We start from the raw sequence: 21,662 nt of genomic DNA, 5'->3' as shown, positions 1-21,662 counted from the left end.
TTGGAGTCTCCCTTGTCTGCCTTTTGTTGTTATCTATCGAGCGCGAGGCAATCCTCGCGACCACAGCCCAACCGAACCGCCTCGCCCGCATTGAGTTCGAGCTGAGACGACGATGCGGCAAGCTTGACAATGAATTTCAGGCCGCTCGCCGTCACAGCGACGAGCCGGATGTGATCGCCGACATAGACGGATTGGACGACGGTCGCCGCAATCACGTTGAGGGCGGTGGCGCCATCCTGCAACATGGACATGCGCTCCGGCCTGATCGACAGCGTCACCCTGGCGCCCGCGGAGAGCGTCGCGCCGTAGGACATGGCGTTCAACACCACATCGCTGTCATCGAGATGGACGGCCACGCCACCATTTTCACCGCCGGTAAGCACGGTGCCGGACATGCGGTTGCTCTCACCGATGAAGCTTGCGACAAAGCTGGCCGCCGGACGCTCATACAGTTCGCGCGGCGTCGAAAGTTGCTCGATGCGGCCGGCGCTGAACACGGCGATCCGGTCCGACATGGTAAGCGCTTCGGTCTGGTCGTGTGTCACATAAACGAAAGTGACGCCAAGCCGGGCATGGATGTCCTTGATCTCGAACTGCATCTGCTCGCGCAGCTGCTTGTCGAGGGCGCCGAGCGGTTCGTCCATCAAGACAAGGTTTGGCTCGAAAATCAAAGCGCGGGCAACGGCGACGCGCTGTTGCTGTCCACCCGAAAGCTGCGCCGGACGCCGATTGCCGAATTCGGGCAGCTGAACCATGTCCAGAACGTTCCTGACGCGTCGCGTGACCTGCTCGCGGCCGAGCTTGCGGACTTCGAGCGGGAAAGCCAGGTTTTCGGCGACCGTCATGTGCGGGAACAGCGCGTAGTTCTGGAATACCATGCCGATGCCGCGACGATTGGCAGGAACATTGTCGATGCGCTGCCCATCGATGAGGATTTCGCCCTCGGTCGTATCCTCGAACCCCGCCAGCATCATCAACGCGGTCGTCTTGCCAGACCCGGAAGGCCCTAGCAGCGTCAGGAATTCGCCGCGCATGATTTCGAGGTCGAGCTGGCGCACCGCCTGGACCGTCTGCCCGTAGCGCTTGCTGACGCCGCGAAACTCGACATGAACCGGGCCACGCTGAGATTCGTCCATCACCGGGCCTGCGCCTTCGGCTCACGACGGGCCGATGTCCGGCGCAGGCGGGCAGGCTGAGCCTCAGCCGCTGCCGCGGCGCGAAGAATGATGTCGGCGGCTTCGCGCAGATCGGCTACCAAGGCTTTACGCGCAGCTGCGCCATCGGCGCGGCGCAAGGCGGCGAGCATGTCGTCGTGATGGTCCAGGCCCAGTCCATAGGTCACGTCCGAGCGGACGATGTTCAGGAACGGTCCTGCCTGCAGCCACAATTTCTCGATGATCTGCTGGACGACAGGCGATCGCGCGGCGTGGTACATGGTGAAATGGAAGCGCCTGTTCAAGCCGAGATAGTCAGCCATGACGTTCCTCTCGACGCAGTCGCGCATCAGGCTGTTCAGCTTCGCCAATTCATCAAGCTCGTTGGGCGTGATGGTCGTCGCCGCCCACTCGGCCGCCGTGCCCTCGACGCTGCAGCGCACACGCACCAGATCCGAGATACGTGCCACCGTGGCCTCAGGGACGATGACGCCCCGGTTTGGGTGGTCGAACATCGCCTCGTCGCTGACGAGTTGCCGCAAGGCCTCGCGCACCGGCATGGCGCTGGTCCGGTATTGCTCGGCGAGCCGACGCACGACCAGCCTTTGGCCGGGCAGGAAATCGCCGTTCATTAGCGCTTCCTTCAAGCCCGCATGCACACGAACATGAGCGGTCTTTTGCGCGGCGGAGCCCACGTCGATGTTCTTGCGATCGAGCATCAGTTGGTCCGGCGCGGCAGTACTTTGAGGTTGCTCGACAGGAAATCGTCGAAGGCGGCGGTAAAGCCGGCGAGTTCGGCGTCTCCGAATGGTAGCGACAGCGCCAGCATGCCGCGCGGGGTCACGTAGTATCCGCGCAACAACATCTCGACATGCCACAGGGCAATCACCGATGGATCGGCGTTGTCGAGCGGCGCCGGCGTCTCAACGGGCCCCTTGACGAAATGCAGGTTCATCAACGACCCGCGCCCAATGACGATACCTTCGACGCCTTGCCTTTCAAGTGAGACGTTCATCGCTTCACGCAACCTGTCGCCGCGCGCGTTGATCGCGCGGCTCGCCTCTTGCGTCAGCACCTGCGTCAAGCCGGTGTAGCCAGCAGCCATGCTCAGAATGTTGTTGTTGAAAGTCCCGCCATGCGAGAACGCACCAGGCGAGGCCGGATCGAAGCGATCGATGAGGTCGGCGCGCCCGCCGAAGGCGCCAAAACTGGCACCGCCGCCGATATATTTTCCGAGCGTCACGAAATCGGGAAAAACTCCGTGCGCGCCATGGAGCGCGCGATAGTCGAGCCGCGAGGTCATCACCTCGTCGAAAATCAGCAGCGCGCCAGTTTCTTTCGTCGCCGCACGCAGCGCCTCCAGGAACTCACGCGTCGCCGGGATGCAGCCGCCGCCGCCCAACATCGGCTCGACGATGACGGCGGCAAGGTCGCTGCCCTGCTCCCTGACAAGCGCCGCGGCACCGGCAATGTCGTTATAGTCGGCGAAAATGAAGGGGAACGGCAGATTGAGCGGCGAGCCGCCATGCGCAAAGGTCAATACGCCGCCATGATAGCCCTCGCGGAAGGCGAGTATGTTCGAGCGTTGCGTGATGGCGCGGGCCGCCGAAATCGCCATGACGTTGGCTTCAGTGCCGGAATTGCAGAAGCGCACGCGCTCGATGGCGGGAAAACGGTCGACCACGGCCGCTGCAAGGCGCGCCTCGTAGCGGTTGGGCGCACCAAGCAGGATGCCGCCCTGGATAACGTCCACAAGAGCTGCAGAAATCGCCTTGTCGGAGTGGCCGTAGAAGCCGGCGCTGTATTCCGAAACCAGGTCGACATAGGTATGGCCGTCGAAATCCGTGACCCTGCAGCCTTCGCCGGAAACAAACGAGACGGGAAATGGCGGATACCAGAGCACAGCCCTCGTATTGCCGCCCGGCAAGGATGCCGCGGCCTCATTCTGACGCGCCAGGCTGTTCGGGTTGGCATCCGCAAAACGCTGTCGCGCCTCGTCCAGAACGGCTGCGAGGCTGACATTGGAGCGCACGTCTCTGTTGCCTTGCAGCATTCGATCAAATCCTGATAAATTTTCAACTATCTCGGACATTATCGCAAATTCCTGTTGCTAATCAATCCATTTTGCGTTTGAAATTTGATCAAATCCACAACCATAAGAAAGGGGAACTGCAATGAGGACTTATCTGCAAATCGTATCTGCCGCCGCGATCTGCTTCGCGACCTCGACTTTTGCCGCGTCCGCGGCCGATCCCGTCACAGTGGTCGGCTGGGGTGGTACATGGGACAAGGCCTACAAGGACGGGGTCTGGGACAAGTACACCGAGCAGACCGGAACTCCGATCGTCATGGAAGAATGGGGCGGCGAAGTCGCCAAGGTTCGCGCCCAGGTGCAGGCGGGCAACATCACCTATGACGTCGTCTCGGTCGAAGCGCCCGCCATGGAAGTCGGCTGCGCCGAAGGCCTGTTCGTTCCGCTGACGCCGGAAATCACAGGCGACGCGGCCAATTATCTGCCGGGCACCCTGCACGAATGCGGCGTCGCGTCCGACACATGGGCAACGATCCTCGCCTACAACACGGATGTCTACAAGGGCGACGCCGCGCCGAAGAGTTGGGCGGATTTCTGGAACGTCGAGAAATTTCCGGGAAAGCGCGGCCTCTACCAGCAGGCGCAGTTCACGCTTGAAAATGCGCTAATGGCCGACGGCGTGAAGCGCGAGGACATGTACAAGGTGCTAGGCACGCCGGAAGGCGTCGACCGGGCTTTCGCCATGCTCGACAAGATCAAGCCGCACGCCGTCTGGTGGTCCACCACAACGCAGGGCATCCAGAACCTCGACAGCGGCGAAGTGGCTCTCAGCGATGGGTTCAATGCGCGCATCACCAACGAAGTCATCAACGAGAAGAAGCCCTACGCGATCGCATGGGACGCCGGCTTCTTCTACGGCACCGACTACTGGGCCGTGGTGAAGGGCGCGCCGCACCAGCAGGGCGGGCTGGATCTCCTCAAGTGGTTTTCCATCCCGGAAAATCAGGCCGGCTTCTCGAAGCTCTATGCCTATGGCACCGGCCGCAAGGAAGCCGCCGATCTCATTCCCGCGGATTGGAAAGCCAACCTGCCGACGTCGCCGGAGCACCTGCAGCACGGGGCATCCTATGACAACGACTTCTGGACCGAGCACAAGGAAGCGCTGGAAGAACGCTTCAAGGCCTGGCTCGCGAAGTAAGCCAAGCATGGTGGTCGGGACAAAGCCGGCTATGAAGCGGCGCCAACGGGGCGGCATGCTGGCCCTGTTGACGGCTCCGCTTGTTCTGTTCGTCGTCATTCTGTTTCTGTGGCCCGTGGCGCGCTTCCTCGCTCTGGCCGTGGACAACTCGGATTTCTCGAACAACCTGCCGCGCACAATTGCCGCTCTGGCCGACTGGAAAGCGGAGAGCGGCCTGCCTGACGAACCTGTCTTTGCAGCACTCGTCGAGGACCTCGCCGACGCTCGGCGCGCCGGGAAGGAAGGCGTCCTTGCGCAACTCGTCAACCAGCGCGTCGTCGGCAGCCGTTTCCTCGTCATCAAGACGGCAAAGGATGCGGCCGACGGCAAGCTCGACATGCGCCCCGTGCGCGACGAGGTGCTCTCCAAACAGGCTGGCTGGAAAAATGTCGATCTCTGGCAGGTCATAGCGCGTCAGCAAAGCGCGCGAACGGACTATTATCTGCTTGCGAGCCTCGACCTGAAGCGAGGGGCAGACAATACGATCGAGGCCGTTTCTGACGACCGCGCCATCTTCGTCGACGCGCTGCTGCGCACGATCTGGATCAGCATCGTGGTGACCGTCATCTGCGCGGTGCTCGCCGTGCCGCTGGCGCAAGCGATCGTCAGCGCGCCGCAAGTCTGGTCGAAGCTGATGTTCGCGCTGATCCTGTTTCCGCTCTGGACATCGCTGCTGGTGCGTACCGTCATCTGGATCATCGTGCTGCAGAAGAACGGCCCCGTGAATTCCACGCTGCTCGCACTGGGCATCGTCGGCGAACCCCTCGACCTCATCTACACCCGCTTTTCGCTCTACCTGGCGATGGTTCAGGTTCTGCTGCCCATGATGGTCCTCTCGGTCGTAGCCGTCATGCGGCGGGTCCCGACCACCTACATGCGCGCGGCGCTGTCGCTGGGCGCGCCGTGGCTCACGGCATGGCGCCGCGTCCAGTTGCCGTTGATCCTGCCCGGAATCCTGTCCGGCGGGGCGATCGTTTTTGTCTTCGCGCTCGGCTACTACATTACCCCGACGCTTGTCGGCGGGCCGACCGACCAGATGATCTCCAGCTACATCGCTTTCTACACAAACAACACTCTGAACTGGGGCATGGGCGCGGCGCTTTCGCTGCAACTGCTGATGATCCTCGTGCTGTTCGCGTTCCTCTTCTGGACGGCGTCCGCCCTCTTCCGCCGCAAGGCGCATGTCGCATGAGCGCCGATCGCTTCCGGAAATGGCTGATGTATGCCTATGCGGCGACGTTGCTGGCGTTCATCATCCTGCCACTGCTGATCGTGGTCCCTATGTCGCTGACATCAAGCAATTCGCTGGCGTTTCCGACGCCGGGCTGGTCGCTGCGCTGGTATGCCGAACTGTGGGTCGACCAGCGGTGGCCGAACGCGCTGTGGAACTCGGTCGTCATTGGGCTATCCACCACGGTCCTGGCGTCGCTGCTCGGCATACCGGCGGCGATCGGGCTCGCGTGGAGCGATTTTGCCGGCAAGCGCATCATCTACGCGATCATCGCCGCGCCCTTGGTGACACCGGTCGTCATCGTCGGCGTCGCTGCCTTCTCATTCTTCGCCACGCTCGGACTCGTTGGCAACAAGCTATCGATCATTCTGGTGCATACGGCGATGGCCGTGCCTGTGATGCTGACGACCGTCGTCGCCAGCCTTTCGACCTTCGACCGGACGCTGCTTCGCGCTGCGGCATCGCTCGGCGCCGGCACCATGCGCACCTTCTTCAAGGTGGTGCTGCCGCTGATAGCGCCGGGCGTCATTACGGGGGCCATCATCGCCTTCATCATCTCTTTCGACGAAGTCGTCGTCGCAAGCTTCCTCTCGACGGGCGCGGAGCGAACCTTGCCTCGCATGATCTTCTCCGGCGTTCGCGAGTCCATCAGTCCTGCCATTGCGGCCGTTGCCGTGCTGCTGATCGCTTTCTCAGCGGTCCTGCTTGGTGTCATTGCCATCCTGCAGAGCCGCTCACAAACTCTCCGCGCAAAGGTCTCGGCATGAAACTCGTTCCGTCGGTGCAGCAACTCGAGACCGAGATGACGGCGTGGCGGCGGCATCTGCATGCCAATCCCGAACTCGGCTTCGAGGAGTTCGAGACGGCGTGTTTCGTGGCGGACAAACTGCGGTCGTGGGGCATCGAGACGACCGAAGGCGTCGGCCGGACAGGCGTCGTCGGCACGCTCCGGGGCAGGCTCGGCACCGGTCGCAGCCTTGGCATCCGCGCCGACATGGACGCCCTGCCGATGACCGAGGCCCGGCCGCTGCCGCATGCGTCCCGCATTCCCGGAAAGATGCATGGCTGCGGCCATGACGGTCACACGACGATGCTGCTCGGCGCAGCCTCGGCGCTTGCCCGCTCGCCTGACTTCGCCGGCACGGTGCATTTCATCTTTCAGCCGGCCGAGGAGGGCCGAGGTGGGGCGGTCGCCATGCTGAACGAAGGCCTTTTCGAGCGTTTCCCCTGCGACGAAGTCTACGCGCTGCACAATTCCGAACGGCCGCTCGGCGAGATCGCCGTCCACCGCGGGACGGTGGCCGCGGCGGCCGATCGCTTCGAGATCGTCGTGCACGGAAGGGGCAGCCATGCGGCGATGCCGCATCTTGCGATCAATCCACTTCCCAGCGCCGCGCGCATCCTGCTGGCGATAGAAGCTCTGCCCGGCCGCCTGACCGATGTGCACTCTCCGGCAATCGTCACCGTTGGCAGCCTGCGCGCCGGCGAAGCCTTCAACACCATCCCCGACACTGCGTTTCTGACCGGCACCGTGCGCACCTTCGACCATAAGGTTCAAATGACGCTGGAGACGGCAATCCGCCGCATCGCGAAAAACGAGGCCGAAGCTTTTGGCGCTAGCGTCGACATCCGCTACGAGTCGCCCTTCGCGCCGACGATCAACACTCCGGCGCAAGCCGATGCGATGATCGCGATTGCCAGCGAGGTGATGGGACCGGAACGTCTCGTCGTCGATCCGCCTCCCGAGATGGGCTCGGAAGATTTCTGCTACATGCTGCAGCAGCGGCCCGGCTGCTATTTCCTACTCGGCCAGGCCGACGATTCGCACCAGGCCGCCGCGCACGACACCAATTACGATTTCAACGACGCGATCCTGCCGATCGGCGCGAGCCTTTGGGTCAGGCTGGTGGAGCGCCGCCTGTCCGCGGGAGGCGCATCGTGATGCAGCTGCCGGAAAAGGACATCGGCTGGCGCAGCCACTGGCTGCGGCAGGCGCTGGCGGAGGACCCGGACCTTGCGCCTCCGCTCGAAGAGGCGACGCAGGCCGACATCTGCATCGTCGGCGGCGGCTATCTCGGACTGTGGACCGCCATTCGCCTCAAGGAGCACAATCCGGGCTTCGACATTGTCATTATTGAGCGCGACATTTGTGGTGGTGGCCCGAGCGGCCGCAATTCCGGCATGGTGCTTTCGGCATGGACGAAATACAGCGCGCTTGCAGCCCTGCGCGGCGGAAACGATGCGCTTTCGATCATCAAAGCATCCGAAGCCGCAATTGGCGGCATAGAGGCTTTTTGCAAGGCCGAAGGAATCGACGGCTGGTTCGATCGTATCGGCTGGATCTGGGGCGCGACGTGCCAAGCCCAGCTTGGTGCCTGGGACGACGCGTTGAACAAGCTGGTAGCGCATGGCTACGTGCCGGCGCGGCGCGTTTCGCGCGACGAGATCGCGGCGATGACCGGCACGACGAGCCACCTCGGCGGCGCGTTCGATGCTTCGTCGGCAACCGTGCATCCGGGATTCCTGGTGCGCGGCCTGCGCCGGGCAGCGCTAAAACGCGGCGTGCGCATCTATGAAAAGTCGCCGATGACGCGGTTTTTACGAGGCGGCAAACTCAAGGTGGAAACGGCGAAAGGCACTGTGTCCTGCGGCAAGATCGTGCTTGCCCTGAATGCGTGGTCTGGCGCCATTCCGGAACTGGCCCCGGCAATCTTCAACATCTCCAGCGACGACGCCATGTCGAAACCCATTCCAGACCTTCTCGAAAAGGTCGGCTACCGCCGCGCGCCGCTGATGATCGACTCCCGCGTCTTCGTTGGTGGTTGGTCGCCGACGCGCGATGGCCGGCTATCCGTCGGCGTCAGTGGCGGCTTCATCGGCCTCGGCGGCATCGTCGACCAGCGTTTTCATGGTTTGTCGCCAAGGGTCGCCGACATGCGCCGCGCGTTGCGGGACGGTCACCCGGCGCTCGCCGAGTTTCCGCTCGAGACATCGTGGAACGGCCCGATCGATCGGACCGTCAGCGGCGTGCCGCTGTTCGGCGCCCTGCCCGCCAACCGCGACATCGTCTACGGCTACGGCTTTTCCGGCAACGGCACGACGATGGCCTATCTCGGCGGCAAGATCCTGACCAGCCTGTTGACCGGCGGCGAATCCGAACTCACCCATTCAGCGCTCGTGCGCCCGGTGACGCGAGGCTTCCCTCCCGAACCATTCCGTTTCGTCGGCGCGCATTTCGTCCGTGGCGCGGTGCGGCGGCGCGACGATCTCGAACATGCCGGCCGCAAGCCGGACCTCGTGACCAGATGGCTCGCGGGACTGGCCCCGTCCGGCGTCACCCCTTCGAAAGCCAACCTCCGCGCAAGGAAAGGATGAACGATGTCCAAGGCCAAGATCTTCAAGCACAGCGAATTGACCCTGAAGCCATCGGTAACGCCGACCGGCACATCCTCGATTGCCCGCGTCATCAATGCCGAGATCAGTCGGACCATGGGCGGCGGCATCGAATATCTCGAGAACGCCTCGATCGACTGGACCGTGACCTACGACGAGGTGCTGTTCATCCACGAAGGCACCTTGACGATCGAACTGGACGACGGCCGCTATGAGTGCAATCCCGGCGACATCGTCTGGCTGCCCAACGGCACCCATCTGAAATATATCGCCACCGAACGCGCCGGCTATTTCTATTGCCTTTACCCGTTCGACTGGGCGGCGCGGCAGGGAACGATAGAACCTTAAACTGAGAGGCACTCCTTTCCAACGCTTGGCCATTTACGGAGGTCAGCGATGGGGCAAACTGATATTCCGTGTCGGCACCACGCATCAGATTTCACCACTAAGCGATATTTTTGCGCTGCCCGCCAAAAAGCCATGATCACCGCTATGTCAGCGGACATGACCATTGCGAAAATCGAAAATTGCGAAGTCCGATCAAACCTTAACAGGCGAATGCTGCTTGGAGCTGCCGGTCTTGCCGCGCTGGCCGGCCTTGCCGCTTGCGCCACTGTCCTGTCCACCGGCGAAGGCGCCGGTGTCTCTGCTTCCGCCGGCGGCACCCTGACCAGCATTCGCGCCTCAGCCGGCCTCGGGCCGCTTGTCCCCGATCCTCAGCTCGAACAGGCAGCCCTGCAGCAGGCCGGCTATATGGCACGAGGCGGCCGCATGACCCACACCACCGGCTGGGGCAAGGGATTTGCCTCGCGCGTCAAGGGCAACGGCATCACCGGTGCGGCCGCCGAAAACATCGCCGAAGGTCGCTTCGATCAGCAGAAGCTGTTCGATATCTGGATGCATTCGGCCGGCCACCGCCGCAACATGCTCGACCCGCGCTTCACCCGCTTCGGTCTGGCCTATGTGCGGGACGGCCGCGACAGCTCGTTGCGCTACTGGAGCCTTGTTCTGGGCAAGTAGGAGGCGTGACCGGCACGTCGACCAGCCGTCAATCCATATGCGCGGCGGGACCGGCGGTCGGACCAGCCTTTGGTTTGCGCAGCAGGAAAACGAACGGTATGGCAAGCAGCGTCATCATCATCAGCAGCTTGAAGTCATTGACGTAAGAGATCATCATCGCTTGGATATTGACCATGCCATCCATCTGGGAAAGCGCCGTCGGATCGCCGCCCGCCGCTGCCGGCGATGCCGCCCAGAGGTTGGGATTGAACGGATTGATGTAGGCCGAAAGCTCGGCATGGTTGACCTGGGTGTTGCGCACCAGCAGAACCGTCACCACCGACACGCCGATCGATGAGCCAAGATTGCGCACCAGGCTGAACAACGCCGTGGCATCGGTGCGATAGCGCACGTCGAGCGTGGCGAAGGCCACGGTCGACAGCGGCACGAATACCATGCCCATTCCCAGCCCCTGGATGACGCCGGAGCTGAGGATCAGCCAGTTGTCCATCTGCGGCGAGAAGCTGGACATGGTGTAGAGCGACTGCGCCGTCAGCAAAAAGCCGATGACGACCAGGATCCTGGCATCGACCTTGTGCATGATGCGGCCGACCAGGAGCATCGCAATCATCGTGCCAACACCGCGTGGCCCCAAGACGATGCCGATTGTGAGGGTCGGATAGCCGAAGATGGTCGCCAGCATTGGCGGCAGCAGCGACATGCTCGCCAAAATGAGCACGCCCATGACGAAGATAAACGCCAGCCCGGTCACGAAATTGCGGTCGAGGAATATCTTGGGATCGATGAAGGGGTGTTCCGCCGTCACCGTGTGAATGATAAACACCCAGAAGCCGGTCAGCGAAAGACCGAGCTCGATCCAGATCTCGACCGAGGAAAACCAGTCGACCTCGCCGCCGCGATCCAGCATCAGCTGCAGCGCTCCGACGCCGAGCGAGAGCATGGCGAAGCCGAAGAAATCGAAGCTGCGTATCCGCCTTGCAACGGCCGGCAAGTAGGCGGCCATGCCAAGGAAGGCGATGATGCCGACCGGCAGGTTGATGAAGAACACCCAGCGCCAGTTGAAATTCTCGGTCAGCCAGCCACCGAGCGTCGGGCCCAGGATCGGCCCCAGCATGATGCCGGCGCCCCAGATGGCCATGGCCTGGCCGTGGCGCTCCTTCGGGTTGATGTCGAGCAGGAAGGTCTGTGACAGCGGCACGATTGCCGCGCCGAACACGCCCTGCATCAACCGGAAGAACACCATGGTCTCCAGGCTCCAGGCGATGCCGCACAGCATGGAGAATATGGTGAAGCCGACCACCGACGTCAGGAACAGCTCCTTGCGGCCGAAGCGGTCGGCCAGCCAGCCGGTCACCGGCGTCATGATTGCCGCGGCAACGATGTAGGAGGTCAGCACCCAGTTGATGTTGTCGGGGGACGCGCCGAGATCGCCGGTCATGGTCGGCAGCGCGACGTTGGCGATCGTGGTGTCGAGCGCCTGCATGATCGTCGCCAGCATGAGCGCCACGGTGATCAGGCCGCGGTGCGGCACTTCGCGAAAGGGTTCTGGCGTGCTCATGATGTGGAACTTCCGGCAGGTAACAAAAAAATGTACACTAGAGCGACGTGCGTCCATTTGGACGCACAAAGTACGCTCTAGTACTTTGAGTCAGCGCATCGTGCTTTCCGAAAATCGATTCCGATTTTCGGGCCGATGCGCGAGGTTTCCGGGCGGCGCGGCCTTCCGTATGGAGAGACCCTCATCGGGGTGGGACGCGACTATCGATGTGGGGGTTACATCGACCGAGCGTCTCGATAAAACGGCGCCTGCCGCCCGGAAACCTGAGGACCGAAACGAGTCTGCGTCGCGTTGTTCAGGCTTCGCTCAGGCCGCAACGCAGCCCGATCCAAACCCTAACCCCTGGTGCATCTCCCGTCGGACCAATCCTGTCAGCTGCGTTCCTCTCCGTGCGCGGCCTGCATTCTACTTGTTGCGTCTCAGACCTCATCGTCCAATGGAACGAGGCGGTCTATTGTGCCTCACTCGCCGTGGCGTGGCCGAAGATGCTGGGAAGCCCGCGGGAAACGCCGGTGTCCACCGTGACGGTCGCGCTCATGCCGGTGCGCAGCGCCATCTTGGCGTCGGCATCGGCCAGTTCCAGGCGCACCGGAATGCGCTGGGTGACTTTGACCCAATTGCCGGTGGCGTTCTGGGCGGGCAACAGCGAGAACTCGGCTCCCGTGCCGGCGCCGATCGCCTTGACGGTGGCCTCGAACGTCTTGCCTGGATAGGTCTCGACCACGATTTCGGCCTTCTGGCCCGGCTTCATGTGGGTGAGCTGCGTTTCCTTGAAATTGGCATCGATCCAGGTGTCGCCGGTCTCGACCAGCGAAAACAGCGGCGTGCCAGAGCCGACATACTGGCCGACCTTGAACGAGGCAGCCTGGCTGACGATGCCGTCAGCCGGCGCCCTGACAGTGGTCTGCGCCAAATCGTAGGCAGCCTTGTCGCGCGCGGCGAGCGCCGCCATCACGGTCGGATGCTTATCGGTCTCGATATCGGGATTGCCGCCAAGGCCCGCCTTGGCGCTGAGGATGCCCTGCTCGGCCACGGCCAGTTGCTGCTTGGCTTTGTCGAGATCGTTCCTGGCCTCGTCGAGCGAGGACTTGGCATTGATGCCCTTGCGGGCAAGGTCGGCGGCTCGGTCGTATTGCGACTGCGCGTAGTCGACCTGGCTGGCGTCGGACTTCTCCTGCGCCAGCGCCTGGCTGTAGGCCGCACGCAGCTGCTCGACATTGAGGCGCGCGCCGGCCACCGCCGCGTCGGCCTGGGCCAATGCGATCCGGTAGGGCTCGGGATCGATGGCGAACAGCACGTCGCCCTGCTTGACGGACTGGTTGTCGAAAATATCGACCTGAACGATGCGACCCGCCGTATCGGCGGCTATCGAGACCTTGGCCTGCTGCAGATTGGCGTTTTCGGTCTCCTGGTAGCGGCCGCCGGTCACCCAGACGTAGCTGCCGCCGGCGATCAGTGCCACGGGGAGCGCAAACATCAATAGGAAGCGGCCGACACGGCGCTTCTTCTTCGGCACCACCGGCGCCGGTGCTAGCTGCGGAGCGACCGCCACCGGAGCCGCCGCCGGCTGCGCCGGAGCTTCCACCTCCAGCTTGGTTGCATTCTCATCTACCTTGGCTACCGCGTTCATGCTGCTGCGCCTTCTGCACCTTTGACTTTTTCGCCGGACGCCGTCTCGCCGTCCGCCAGGTTCTTGGCCATCGCCTCCAGACCCTTGATCAGGATGCGGCGATCTTCGAGCGACACGCCGGTAAGCGATTCCTCATAGACTTCGCCAGCAAGGCTCTTGATCTCTGCGTAGGCCTCGCTCGCTTTGGCGGTCGGGAAGATCATGCGGACGCGGCGATCGGTGGCGTCGGAACGGCGCTCGATCCAGCCGCTCTCCTCCATGCGGTCGACCAGGCGCGACACGCTGATCGGCTCGATCTCGAGAAGCTCGGCGAGCCGCGCTTGCGTGATGCCTTCTTCCTTGGCGACGCGGACCATCAGCCGCCATTGCGCCGAGGAAAGGCCGAGCCCGCTGGCCTTCGCCTCGAAGCGCTTGCGCATCAGGCGCTGCACGTCGTGGATCAAAAAGCCCAATCTATCGATGCCGTCGGAAACCATGAGCGGCATATATTATAAGCGTGCTTACTATTCAAGATGCGGCATTATGCCAGAAGCCGGCAAGTGTGGATGGCAGTCACATCAGGAACGATTGCGAATGAGCATCGTGACCACGAAAAAAGCGCCGACCGAGCTGGTGATGATGCCGATCGGCAGTTCCTGCGGCGGCAGCAGCGTGCGGGCGAGAAGGTCGCTTGCCAGCAACAGCACCGCTCCAAAGAGGGCGCAGCTTGCAATCAGGCGCAGATGCAACGGGCCGGCCAGGGGCCGGGACAGATGCGGGATCATCAGGCCGACGAAACCTATGACGCCTGCCACCGAGACGAGGATCGCCGTCGAGAAAGCGGCGACGAAAAATGTCGTCCTGCGCATCCGCGCAACCGGCACGCCGAGGGTTTCGGCGGCATTTTCGCCGGCCAGGAAAGCGTCGAGCCGACGGTGGTTCCAAAGTCCGAAGACTAGGATGGTGCCTGCGCCCAGAGCAGCCAGTCCGACATTGTCCCACCGCGCCAGCCCGAGCCCGCCCATCGTCCAGAACAGCACCGAGTGAGCGGCGCGCTGGTCGCCGGCAAAGACGAGATAGTTGGTCAAGGCGGTGAACATGAACGAGACGGCAAGCCCGGCCAGTATCAGCCGTTCGGGGCCTTGCCCCCTCACCCGCGAAACCAGCAACAGCACGATGCCGGCGGCCAAAATGCCGCCGGTGAAGGCAGCGACCGGCAACGTCCAGATGCCGAAATGGTCGCCAAAAATGGTGATAACGGAAACCGCGCCGGCCGCGGCACCGGACGACAGGCCGAACAGGAACGGATCGGCGAGGTCGTTGCGCGTTACCGTCTGCAGCAGCGCGCCGATGACGCCCAGCCCGGCGCCGACACAGATGGCCATGATCGTGCGCGGCAGCCTGAGATCGACAACGATTTTGCCGACCGGGCCGGGCACGATGTCTGCGGCCACTCCGGCCGCATGTCCGAGCGCAGCAACCACGTCGCTCAACGCTATGACCGTCGATCCATAGGCGATCGACAGCAGAGCAAGAGCGGCGATCGCTGCTGCTCCTGCTGTCATGGCCAATTCGAACGCCCTGTGGCGCAAGCTCAGAAAGCTTCCGGGTGCATCGCCCTGGCGATCTTGCCGATCGCCTCGATGTTGGCAGGCCCGGGCGTCAGTTCGGCATACCGCAGCGCGACGAAGCGCTCATTCCTGACCGCGTCGGTCTCCTTCATCGCCGGATGAACTTTGAGGAAATCGAGCAGTTTCCTGTAGCCGCCACCCTCCTGGTAGTCGAGCAGGATCAGGAACTGCGGATTGCGGGAAGCGACCGTTTCCCAATCCGTGTTGCCCCAGCTCGTCTGCATGTCGGCCATGATGTTGTCGCCGCCGGCAGCGGCGATCATGGCGCTGGGGATGGCGAACTTGCCTGATGTGAAGGGTTTGTCTTCGCCGGAGTCGTAAAGAAATACGCGCGTTCCCTTGTGGTCGCCAACCTTCGCCGTGATATCGGCGAGTTGCGCTTTCCAGTCCGAAACAAGTTTCTTCGCCTCGGCTTCCTTGTCGAAAATCCTGCCCAGCTTTTCGACGTCGTCGTAGAGCAGGTCCATCGAGGCGGCAGGGCGGTTGTTGTCGAGATGGACGCAGCTTTCCGTCAGCACCAGCGTCTTGATACCGTGCGGCGCCAACGTATCGGGCGTCACCTCGCCGCCCGGCTTCATGCCGTAATACCAGCCGGCGAAGAAGAAATCGGGCTCGACGGCGACGAGGTTTTCAAGTGTCGGATATTTCGGCGCGAGTTCCGGGATCGAGCCCTGCTCGGCCTTGAATTCCGGACCGACCTCGTACCATCCGGTGATGCCGGTCAGGCCGACGATCGACGGTTGCAGCCCCAGCGCGAAGGCCATCTCGGCCATGTTCAGATCCTGGATGACGGCGCGCTTCGGCGCGGCGTCGAACGTCAGCGGCGTGCCGCAGCTGTCAACTGTTACCGGGAAAGCAAAGGCGGTCACCGGGAAAGCGAAGGCGGTCTGGGCAAACAGGAGGGAGGCGAAAGACAATGCGAGGCGTTTCACGAATATTGCTCCTTGGTCAAATCGGAATGTGAAGAGGCACGGTTCGGAACGTCGAATACCGTGAGTTCGCGGTCTTCGGTGGGATGGCGCAGCCGAAGCACGTCGACGCCGAAAATCTGGCGGATCAACTGCTTGGTCAGCGCCTCGCGCGGACCGGCAAACGCCTGCAGGCGGGCCTCGTTCATCACCGCGACCCTGGTGGCAAATGGCGTGACCAGCGACAGATCATGAAGCACCGCCACGACGGTCATGCCAAACTGCGACACGAGTTCGAGAAGCTCGCTGCGGGCGCGCGGATCGAGATGATTGGTCGGTTCATCGAGGAACAGGATTTTTGGCTCCTGGGCAACGGCGCGTGCCAGCTGGGCGCGTTGCCGCTCACCACCGGACAGCGAGCCGATCGTGCGGCCGAGCAGCGGCAGCAGACCGGTTCTGCGAAGCGCTTCGACGGCGATGTCGCGTTGCTCGCTCCTCCGTCGCAAGCCGGCATGCGGGACGCGGCCAAGCTCGACGTAGTCGATCACGGCAAGCCGCGGATCAGGCTGATCGGTCTGGCCGACGACAGCCATGTGCAGCGCCCGCTCGGCGGCCGAAAACGTCTCCAGCCGGCGTCCGGAAAATCTCACATCTCCCGCGCTTGGCCGCAGGGTGCCACATAGCATGCGCAACAGCGTCGTCTTGCCGGCGCCGTTGGGACCGATGATTGCGAGGCGATCGCCCGCCGCCACCGAAAGGCTGACCGCGCTGACCAGGCATTGGCCATTCGCCGTCGCGCTCAGCTCACGCGCTTCAAGAAGAGGCTGGGAGGCGTCCAACTTACCGTCACTTTCTCAATGGCGACGGAAGGAAGCTGGACGGACCGGCCGACAAGACCGATGCCCACGTCTCCTCCCGGCACACCCCGTCCGGTCAACTCATGCTGATGGCAGGTCTCCTGGCTCGCGGGTCTTTGCGCCATCCTGCCTTCCCAGCCTTGCCGGCCAGTGGCATTTCGGATTTTGCTAACCGCTTACAGTTGCGGGGGCAGCCACGGCCTCGATCCGAAGATCTCACCGTGTTCCCTTTTCACCCCTTGCCTTTCGACTCGGGGACCATCAGTCAGCCACCCTAGGTTTCCGCCGACCGCAGCGCAATAAATTTCCGGGGATACGGAAAACCGCGAGAGCAAAGGTCTTATCAGGAGGGCCATATGAGTCTAGTTATGTAATAACGTTACTCTTAAAAGACGCCGCTTGCTGCTGTCAAGCTCTTTCGCCCGAAGCCTTCGAGTTGCCGACCACATCGCTGTCGATTTGCGCAGTGCGCAATTTCGATCAAACTGCCTCCACCAGGAAGCGGCAACATGACTTTGCCAAATGCGAAGACTGGGCCAAATGCGAAGACTGGGCCAACTGCGAGGAGCCATATGAATCCGACCGAGAAAGCGCTGTGGTTCGTCGAAAGCCATCTGCCGGAATCCGTCTCGCTCGACGATGTCGCCAAGAGCAGCGGGGTGTCGCGCTTTCACGTGACGCGGGCTTTCGGTGCGGCGACCGGCCGTTCGGTGATGGGCTACATGCGTTCTCGCCGGCTGACCGAAGCGGCGCGCAAGCTCGCCGCCGGCGCACCCGACATCCTCTCGCTCGCGCTCGACACCGGCTATGCTTCGCATGAGGCCTTCACCCGTGCCTTCCGCGACCAATTCGGCACCACGCCGGAACTGGTGCGCGCGCAAGGCTCGCTCGACAATCTCGCTCTCGTGGAGCCGATCCTGATGGACCAGTCCTTCCTCACCAATCTCGAGCCGCCGCGCTTTGAGACCAGCCGGCCGTTTCTCATCGCTGGTCTCGGCGAACGCTACAGCTGCGAGACCAGCGCCGGCATCCCGATGCTGTGGCAGCGGTTTGGCCCCTATATCGGCAACATTCCAGGCGAGATCGGCGACGTCGCCTATGGCGTCTGCGTCAACGGCGACGACGCCGGCAATTTCGACTACATCGCCGGCGTCGAGGTGTCCGATTTTTCGGACCTGCCGAGGGAGTTTTCGCGCGTGCGCGTGCCGGCGCAGAAATACGCCGTGTTCGCCCATCGTGACCACATCTCGACCATCCGCCGCACGGTCAACACGATCTGGAACAAATGGCTGCCGGCCTCCGGGCACGAGATCGCCGATGCGCCCGAATTCGAGCGCTACGGCCCCGAATTCGATCCGCGCAGCGGCAATGGCGGGCTTGAAATCTGGATACCGGTGAAGGGGTGAAGCGCGGCCAGCCAAGGGCAATTGCTTCAGACAAATGATGCTTCCAGCTTGTGTTGGAGATCATTGTCGAGGCGCGCTCCGCCCGGTTTTTGCCTTCTCCCCTTGTGGGAGAAGGTGTCGCCGAAGGCGACGGATGAGGGGTGCTCCAGCCTGGCGCCGATGGCGTTCCGTCCAGCACCCCTCAACCGTCCTCGGCGCTGCGCGCCGATCCACCTTCTCCCACAAGGGGAGAAGGGAAAGACGTTACAGCTCCAGGTTCCAGTTCTGGCCGACCAGATCCTTGCCGAAGGCGTGGTGGCGCTCCTCGTCGGCCAGCTTGAATCCTGATGCCTCGTAGATGCGGCGCGCTGAGGTGAGCACGTCGTTGGTCCACAGTGTCAGCGTCTTGTATCCCTTCGCACGGGCAAAGCCGATGCATTCCTCGACCAGTCGCTTGCCGATTCCGAGACCGCGCGCCGAGGGTTCGACATAGAGCAGGCGCAGCTTCGCCACCGCGTCCGAATTGCGCACGACGAAGACCGAGCCAACGACGTCCCCGTCCCGCTCGGCGATCCAGCTGCGCTCCCATTTCGGATCGAAGGATTTGACGAAGGCGCCAAGGATTTCGGCGACCAGCGCCTCATAGGTTTCGTCCCAGCCATACTCCTGCGCGTAGAGCAGGCCCTGGCGATGGATGATCCAGCCGATGTCGCCGACCTGCAAAGGCCGCAGCATGTAGGGAATTTTGGGCTCCGTACATTCGCCCAGCAGCCGCTGCACCGTCTGCATCGCCTTGACCAGCCTGTCCTGTTCCGGAGCGGAAAGCCGGTCGAGCAAGGCCGCGACCTGATCGTGCGAACCCTGGTTCAGCGGCGCGAAGGCCGTCCTTCCCGCCGGCGTCAGCGCGATCGACGAGCGCCGCGCATCGGCTTCAGTCGCTGCGCGCTCCACCAGGCCGCGCTCCTCGAACTTTTTCAACAACCGGCTGAGATAGCCGGGGTCGAGGCCGAGATCGCGCGCAAGATCGGTGGCGGTCAGCCCGTCGCGATGCGCCAGCTCATAGAGCACCCGAGCCTCGGTCAGCGAGAAGGCGCTTTCCAGCAGGCCTTCGTCGAGCAGGCCGATCTGGCGGGTGTAGAAGCGGTTGAAGCCCCGCACCGCATCGATCCGCTCCTTGCCGGGTTGATGATGAATCGTCATGGCATCCTCCTGCCCGCACACGATCAATCATTTATTTGACTTAGTCAAGTATCCAGGCATCAGACTCGCCGGATCAGATCCTCGAAGCCGTTTGCGAGATGAGAGGCTCCGGCCGAGAACATCTTCACGAGGTTTTTTGGGCGGCCGGGGGTCTTGTTGGCATCCAGCAGCACCGCCCTGCCCTCATGTATGACGAAATCGAACTTGCCGTAGTCAAAACCGAGTTCGCGTCGCAGCTGGCGCATTTCCTGGGGAACAGGCACGGGCTCACGACGGATCGTCTCGGACGCCTTGACCAGGGCGTTTGGCGAGACGTAGCGGGTGCAACGTTCGCTCTCTCCGCAAAACACCCAGAACCGCGCCGCGAAACCATCGGGTTCTTTCTCCGGAATGAACTTGTCCACGACCAGATCGTCGCGTTCGAAGACGCCATCCGGAACATCGCCGAGAGATCCGTAGACCTCATAGGGCTGCAGGACTGGCATGTCCGGAAAAGGCGGTGGTTTCCTCGCGCGCCGCGCTCGCCGATTGAGGAACCTCTCCGGAATGCCCTGATTGTTGAGATTGCTTTTGACGATGACCGGGCCTGGCCAGGCGTCTCCCTCGTTCACCAACACTCCGCTGATCCGTCGTTTGGATATGTCGGCCGTCCCGACATTGAGGCAGAATGGGAAACTCCGTGCATAGTCGAGATAGTCTGCGGGCGTTATCGTCGCATCGACATGCAGAACCGCGACGTCGGCGCTGTGTGTCTTCGACAGACCTTGCTGAATCCGGACCGAATGGCCGCGCCTTTTCAATTCTCCCAGAACGTCGAAAAGCAAATAGGGACTGCCCCTGCGCAGCAGGATATCGCGCTTGCCAAGGAACTGATCGTGCTCATGCGTTATGACGACGATACGCGCCACGGCTACCCCCTTGGCTTCCATACCCACTTCCATTAAGCGGCTATGAGCAGTTGACGCCAGCCTTTTTAGGTCCGACGGGCACACATGACCAATCATTGGGACAGTTATCACCGTCACTGGATGCTCCTGGAGGCGCCGCTCCGGCCAACTCCGGAGACAGTTGGCATTGTCGAGCGCGAGCTTGATCTGGACGAGGCCGATGTTCTCCTGCTGGGCGTTACCCCGGAACTGGCCGGCCTCGGCAAGACGATGCTGGCCGTCGACGGATCCGCCGCCATGGTTTCGGGCGTATGGCCGGGCGACAGCGCCTGCCGCAAGGCAACGACCGGGAACTGGCTGGACCTTCCGCTCGGCCGCGCCAGCGTCGGCGCGGTCATAGGCGACGGTTGTCTGACGGTCGTCGATTCCGCACGCGCTCGCCGCGCCCTCCTGGGCGAGGTTGCCAGAGTGCTGAAGCCCGGCAGCCGCGCGGCGATCCGCGTTTTCGCCGGCCCTGAGACGTTCGAGGATTTGCAGGACATCAAGGCCCAAGCCTTGGCCGGCGGAATTGAGAATTTCCATGCGCTCAAATGGCGGATCGCTATGGCGAGTACGACCAGCGATTCCGATCGCGCCATAAATGTGCAGGTGATCCGCGACGCTTTTGACGAGATATTCCCGGACCGCGCCGCCCTTGCCGCGCGGACGGGGTGGAGCATGGCCTCCATCGGCACCATCGACGTCTATGCGGGTTCCCAAACGACTTATTGCTTCGCGACGCTTGCCATGCTCGTCGACCAGGCGAACGACTGGTTCGACGAAGTGCGCGTCGTGCCGAGCGGATCCTATCCGCTGGCGGAACGATGCCCGCTTCTGGTGCTTGGTTCTCCGAGGCGCCAATAGTTCGTCGCCGGGCGTCGATCGGCTCACTCGGCGCCTTGACTCTCGCAAGCCACCGGCTTATCTCACCGCCACGTTAGCACTCGCCATTGGTGAGTGCTAACCAGGTCCGGCGCCGCCGGACGGAGGAACTGTTCTCACCATTCTCATCGAGGAATAAAAAATGGCAAAGTCGAAGTTCCGCCCGCTTCATGACCGCGTGGTCGTACGCCGGGTTGAATCCGAATCCAAGACTGCCGGCGGGATCATCATCCCCGATACGGCGAAGGAAAAGCCGCAGGAAGGCGAGATCATCGCCGTTGGTTCCGGCGCCCGTGACGAAGCCGGCAAGCTCGTCCCGCTGGACGTCAAGGCCGGCGACCGCATCCTGTTCGGCAAGTGGTCGGGCACCGAAGTCAAGCTCAATGGCGAAGACCTTCTGATCATGAAGGAATCCGACATCATGGGCATCATCGGCTGAATATCGGCCTCACCGTCACTTAAATCTTCGGGCTCAATTCAAGCCCCTGCCAGGAGCTAAAAATGGCTGCCAAAGACGTAAAATTTTCCCGTGATGCCCGTGAGCGCATGCTGCGCGGCGTCAACATCCTCGCCGACGCAGTGAAGGTCACGCTCGGCCCCAAGGGCCGCAACGTCGTCATCGACAAGTCGTTCGGCGCA

At 62.6% G+C, this 21,662-nt stretch carries 21 protein-coding genes and 1 riboswitch; of the genes, 10 read left to right on the top strand and 11 right to left on the bottom strand.

What is annotated here, in order from left to right; translation table 11 throughout:
* Positions 1–29: 29 nt before the first annotated feature.
* Genes CIT25_RS16520 through CIT25_RS16510 form a run of 3 tightly spaced genes read right to left on the bottom strand, consistent with a single transcriptional unit; the run spans position 30 to position 3,207 of the window.
* Positions 30–1,136, bottom strand: a complete 1,107-nt coding sequence (locus tag CIT25_RS16520) for an ABC transporter ATP-binding protein (protein ID WP_095485617.1) — start codon at positions 1,134–1,136, stop codon at positions 30–32.
* Positions 1,136–1,873, bottom strand: a complete 738-nt coding sequence (locus CIT25_RS16515; protein ID WP_095485616.1) for a GntR family transcriptional regulator — start codon at positions 1,871–1,873, stop codon at positions 1,136–1,138. The genes CIT25_RS16520 and CIT25_RS16515 overlap by 1 nt, the downstream gene beginning before the upstream one ends.
* On the bottom strand, positions 1,873–3,207 hold the full coding sequence (locus CIT25_RS16510) for an aspartate aminotransferase family protein (RefSeq protein ID WP_095485615.1): 1,335 nt from the start codon (positions 3,205–3,207) through the stop codon (positions 1,873–1,875). Before CIT25_RS16510 ends, CIT25_RS16515 begins: the two co-directional genes overlap by 1 nt.
* A 121-nt stretch (positions 3,208–3,328) precedes the next feature.
* Between CIT25_RS16510 and CIT25_RS16505 the strand changes: the two genes are divergently transcribed.
* The 7 genes from CIT25_RS16505 to CIT25_RS16475 all read left to right on the top strand — a co-directional run bounded on the left by CIT25_RS16505 (position 3,329) and on the right by CIT25_RS16475 (position 10,067).
* Positions 3,329–4,384 carry an ABC transporter substrate-binding protein gene (locus CIT25_RS16505; RefSeq protein WP_095485614.1) on the top strand — a complete coding sequence of 352 codons (1,056 nt, stop codon included), beginning with the start codon at positions 3,329–3,331 and terminating at the stop codon, positions 4,382–4,384.
* A 31-nt stretch (positions 4,385–4,415) separates the two neighbouring features.
* Positions 4,416–5,615 carry an ABC transporter permease gene (locus CIT25_RS16500; RefSeq protein WP_158302572.1) on the top strand — a complete coding sequence of 400 codons (1,200 nt, stop codon included), beginning with the start codon at positions 4,416–4,418 and terminating at the stop codon, positions 5,613–5,615.
* On the top strand, positions 5,612–6,421 hold the full coding sequence (locus CIT25_RS16495) for an ABC transporter permease (protein WP_095485612.1): 810 nt from the start codon (positions 5,612–5,614) through the stop codon (positions 6,419–6,421). Before CIT25_RS16500 ends, CIT25_RS16495 begins: the two co-directional genes overlap by 4 nt.
* Positions 6,418–7,596, top strand: coding sequence for a M20 aminoacylase family protein (locus tag CIT25_RS16490; RefSeq protein ID WP_095485611.1), 1,179 nt, complete (start codon positions 6,418–6,420; stop codon positions 7,594–7,596). Before CIT25_RS16495 ends, CIT25_RS16490 begins: the two co-directional genes overlap by 4 nt.
* Entirely contained in the window at positions 7,596–9,029 is a 1,434-nt protein-coding gene (locus CIT25_RS16485; protein WP_095485610.1) for an NAD(P)/FAD-dependent oxidoreductase, read from the top strand. The genes CIT25_RS16490 and CIT25_RS16485 overlap by 1 nt, the downstream gene beginning before the upstream one ends.
* A 3-nt stretch (positions 9,030–9,032) precedes the next feature.
* Positions 9,033–9,395 (top strand): AraC family ligand binding domain-containing protein, encoded by a 363-nt coding sequence (locus tag CIT25_RS16480; protein ID WP_095485609.1) that lies wholly within the window; start codon positions 9,033–9,035, stop codon positions 9,393–9,395.
* 156 nt (positions 9,396–9,551) lie between these two features.
* Positions 9,552–10,067, top strand: a complete 516-nt coding sequence (locus CIT25_RS16475) for a CAP domain-containing protein (RefSeq protein ID WP_095485823.1) — start codon at positions 9,552–9,554, stop codon at positions 10,065–10,067.
* Positions 10,068–10,095: 28 nt separating this feature from the next.
* On the opposite strand, the gene CIT25_RS16470 is transcribed toward CIT25_RS16475, so the two are convergent.
* From CIT25_RS16470 to CIT25_RS16445, 6 genes are all read right to left on the bottom strand, one after another.
* Entirely contained in the window at positions 10,096–11,625 is a 1,530-nt protein-coding gene (locus CIT25_RS16470; RefSeq protein WP_095485608.1) for a DHA2 family efflux MFS transporter permease subunit, read from the bottom strand.
* Positions 11,626–12,076: 451 nt separating this feature from the next.
* Positions 12,077–13,255 carry an HlyD family secretion protein gene (locus CIT25_RS16465; protein WP_095485607.1) on the bottom strand — a complete coding sequence of 393 codons (1,179 nt, stop codon included), beginning with the start codon at positions 13,253–13,255 and terminating at the stop codon, positions 12,077–12,079.
* On the bottom strand, positions 13,252–13,731 hold the full coding sequence (locus CIT25_RS16460) for a MarR family winged helix-turn-helix transcriptional regulator (RefSeq protein WP_095485822.1): 480 nt from the start codon (positions 13,729–13,731) through the stop codon (positions 13,252–13,254). The genes CIT25_RS16465 and CIT25_RS16460 overlap by 4 nt, the downstream gene beginning before the upstream one ends.
* 81 nt (positions 13,732–13,812) lie before the next feature.
* On the bottom strand, positions 13,813–14,799 hold the full coding sequence (locus CIT25_RS16455) for a FecCD family ABC transporter permease (protein WP_095485821.1): 987 nt from the start codon (positions 14,797–14,799) through the stop codon (positions 13,813–13,815).
* Positions 14,800–14,828: 29 nt separating this feature from the next.
* Positions 14,829–15,797 (bottom strand): ABC transporter substrate-binding protein, encoded by a 969-nt coding sequence (locus CIT25_RS16450; protein WP_425351745.1) that lies wholly within the window; start codon positions 15,795–15,797, stop codon positions 14,829–14,831.
* Positions 15,794–16,612: an ABC transporter ATP-binding protein gene (locus CIT25_RS16445; RefSeq protein WP_095485606.1), complete on the bottom strand. Its 819-nt coding sequence runs from the start codon at positions 16,610–16,612 to the stop codon at positions 15,794–15,796. Before CIT25_RS16445 ends, CIT25_RS16450 begins: the two co-directional genes overlap by 4 nt.
* A 92-nt stretch (positions 16,613–16,704) precedes the next feature.
* Positions 16,705–16,908, bottom strand: a riboswitch (cobalamin riboswitch).
* Positions 16,909–17,202: 294 nt separating this feature from the next.
* Here CIT25_RS16445 and CIT25_RS16440 point away from each other — a divergent pair.
* Positions 17,203–18,036, top strand: a complete 834-nt coding sequence (locus CIT25_RS16440; RefSeq protein WP_095485605.1) for an AraC family transcriptional regulator — start codon at positions 17,203–17,205, stop codon at positions 18,034–18,036.
* A 243-nt stretch (positions 18,037–18,279) separates the two neighbouring features.
* Here the strand turns inward: CIT25_RS16440 and CIT25_RS16435 are convergent, their stop codons facing one another.
* A complete protein-coding gene (locus CIT25_RS16435; protein ID WP_095485604.1) occupies positions 18,280–19,215 on the bottom strand; it encodes a bifunctional helix-turn-helix transcriptional regulator/GNAT family N-acetyltransferase in 936 nt (311 codons plus the stop codon).
* Positions 19,216–19,274: 59 nt separating this feature from the next.
* Positions 19,275–20,144, bottom strand: coding sequence for a hypothetical protein (locus CIT25_RS16430; RefSeq protein ID WP_245329875.1), 870 nt, complete (start codon positions 20,142–20,144; stop codon positions 19,275–19,277).
* Between the two features lie 63 nt (positions 20,145–20,207).
* Between CIT25_RS16430 and CIT25_RS16425 the strand changes: the two genes are divergently transcribed.
* Together CIT25_RS16425 and groES are read left to right on the top strand one after the other, a co-directional pair.
* Complete coding sequence (locus tag CIT25_RS16425; RefSeq protein ID WP_095485603.1) at positions 20,208–21,005, top strand: class I SAM-dependent methyltransferase; 798 nt, start codon at positions 20,208–20,210, stop codon at positions 21,003–21,005.
* A gap of 160 nt (positions 21,006–21,165) precedes the next feature.
* Complete coding sequence (gene groES / locus CIT25_RS16420; protein ID WP_006203049.1) at positions 21,166–21,462, top strand: co-chaperone GroES; 297 nt, start codon at positions 21,166–21,168, stop codon at positions 21,460–21,462.
* Positions 21,463–21,662: the final 200 nt, after the last annotated feature.

Origin of the sequence: Mesorhizobium mediterraneum (assembly GCF_002284565.1) — a bacterium.
In the GTDB taxonomy this organism is placed as follows: Bacteria; Pseudomonadota; Alphaproteobacteria; order Rhizobiales; family Rhizobiaceae; genus Mesorhizobium; species Mesorhizobium mediterraneum.
The sequence above is the reverse complement of the archived record's forward strand: the minus strand, read 5'-3'. Positions and strand labels throughout refer to the sequence as shown.